This is a genomic window from Enterobacter sp. BIDMC109 (assembly GCF_001037885.1).
In the GTDB taxonomy this organism is placed as follows: domain Bacteria; phylum Pseudomonadota; class Gammaproteobacteria; order Enterobacterales; family Enterobacteriaceae; genus Enterobacter; species Enterobacter hormaechei_C.
Genome location: NZ_KQ090003.1, coordinates 1 through 2,082 on the forward strand (window position 1 = coordinate 1; position 2,082 = coordinate 2,082).

The 2,082-nt window shown below is 51.4% G+C and carries 2 protein-coding genes; both read right to left on the minus strand.

What is annotated here, in order from left to right:
- Positions 1 to 157: 157 nt before the first annotated feature.
- Positions 158 to 343 carry a Rop family plasmid primer RNA-binding protein gene (locus SK62_RS21800; protein ID WP_013772937.1) on the minus strand — a complete coding sequence of 62 codons (186 nt, stop codon included), beginning with the start codon at positions 341 to 343 and terminating at the stop codon, positions 158 to 160.
- A gap of 365 nt (positions 344 to 708) precedes the next feature.
- Positions 709 to 936 (minus strand): YgdI/YgdR family lipoprotein, encoded by a 228-nt coding sequence (locus tag SK62_RS21805; RefSeq protein WP_021243043.1) that lies wholly within the window; start codon positions 934 to 936, stop codon positions 709 to 711.
- Positions 937 to 2,082 lie beyond the last annotated feature (1,146 nt).

A 2,082-nucleotide genomic window follows, 5' to 3' on the forward strand; every position in this document is an offset into this window, starting at 1 on the left:
TTTTTTTGCTGTTTCCCGGTGTCCGTTCCGGGACAGGATGTGCATTTGTAATACCGCGCACGCGCCGGCATCACAAATACCCTGGTCAGGGCTGCGCCCCGACACCCCGCCATCGCCTCACGGCCGCGCACTGAATTGCGCACCCGTTCACCGATTTTCACGCATTTTCCTCGCCTATCTGTGCGTTCAGCATGGCGTAAAGCGCTTCGGCCTGATCGTGCAGGTGCTCACAGCAGCCGGCAGCCTCATCCAGATCCATCTGCTCGAGCCGCTCAAGGAGGAGAAGTGTCTGTGCGCGGATAAATTTGGCCATATTGAGGGCGGCGGATTCCTGTCTGGTCACTGGTGATTTTCCCCGTCTGGTGATGATTTTTGCGTGAAAAGAGCATGGCGTCATTCTGGTGCATAGTCATGCATGCCGTTAAAATTTAACAGGCGCGTTTCTGACGGGTTCCGGGGTGGTTTGTTGTGGTTTTTGTCATGGTTTCGTCAGGAACGCGCTGAACGCGTCTCAGGCGGTGCGGGCAACGGATGTTATGGTAAATTCTTGGGGGCTTGATTATAAAATACCGCACTTCCTCTTATGTCTTGTGCTTTTTAGACAACCCTGAAAGCTTTTAGCTTTGGTGATGCAATTTGCTGGGATTTTGGCGGAGAACCACAGGTAAAGAAAAAGGCCACATTAGCGGCCTTTTTCGGAGAAGATGCTCAGTGCGGAATTTCGGAGACTTCTTTAACGTCGGTTTTATTGATCTGCTGTTTGACACCATTCGCGTCTGTATAGCCAAGCAGGCCTGAGTCTGATTCTTTAGGTTTGCCGTCGCTGACAATAGTGCGACCGTCATTGGTGTGTATGGCATAGCTTGTGCGCGTGCAGCCGGTGAGGGCTGAAAGCGCAACTGCCGCTGCGAACACTGAAACAAAAATCTTTTTCAAAGCCAGCTCCTTTTATCCATATCAGTTTTGGTCACTAACCATCTAACTATAGGTCATTTTTTATGTGAAAAGAGGCTTGATGGTGGGCTGTATATCGAGTTAGGCGCGAGGTGCTATGGTCAAAGTGTGGTGTCAGGCGGGGAGGAGGCTTATATGAGATGTAATCCGGCCGATACATATACCAAGATGATTTAAGTATTCCTCTTTGTGAGGTTGGATGTCTAATTTATAAAGGATCTTCTTGAGATCCTTTTTTTCCGCGCGTAATCTCTTGCCCTGTAAACGAAAAAACCACCCTGGCAGGTGGTTTTTCGAAGGTTAGGTAATCCTGGCAGATCCCCTAACCGTGGTAACAGTCTTGTGCGAGACATGTCACCAAATTTGTCCTTTCAGTGTAGCCTCACTAAGGCCGCCACTTCAAGAACTCTTGAGACATCTCTCGCACATCCTGTTTGCCAATGGCCGTTGCCAATGGCGATTAGTCGTGTCTTTCCGGGTTGGACTCAAGTTGATAGTTACCGGATAAGGCGCAGCGGTCGGACTGAACGGGGGGTTCGTGCATACAGTCCATCCTGGAGCGAACTGCCTTCCCGGAACTGAGTGTCAGGCGTGGAATGAGAAACCGCGGCCATAACAGCGGAGTGACACCGGTAAACCGAAAGGCAGGAATGCGGGGGAGCACGAGGGAGCCACCAGGGGGAAACGCCTGGTATCTTTAAGCCGCATCGGGTTTCGCCACCACTGATTTGAGCGTCAGATTCTGTGATGCTTGTCAGGGGGGCGGAGCCTATGGAAAAACGGCTTTGGCGCGGCCTTATGCTTTCTTCGTTAAGTATCTTCCTGGCATCCCCCAGGAAATTTCTGATCCATCCGTAAGCCCGTCCCGCTCGCCGCAGCCGAACGACCGAGCGGAGCGAGTCAGTGAGCGAGGAAGCGGAATATATTCTGTATCACATTTTCTCCTGACGCGTTTTCTTTCACTTTCTGCGCCTGTCTTATGTGGCATTAATGCTATGTGTTACTGCCATGCTACATCTTAAGCCAGTATACACTCCGCTAGTGCTCCGTGACTGGTCCGGCGCTGCGCCCGGAACCCGCCTGTACCGGTTCAGCAGCCGTTCCGGCCTGACTGCAATTTTTTTTTTT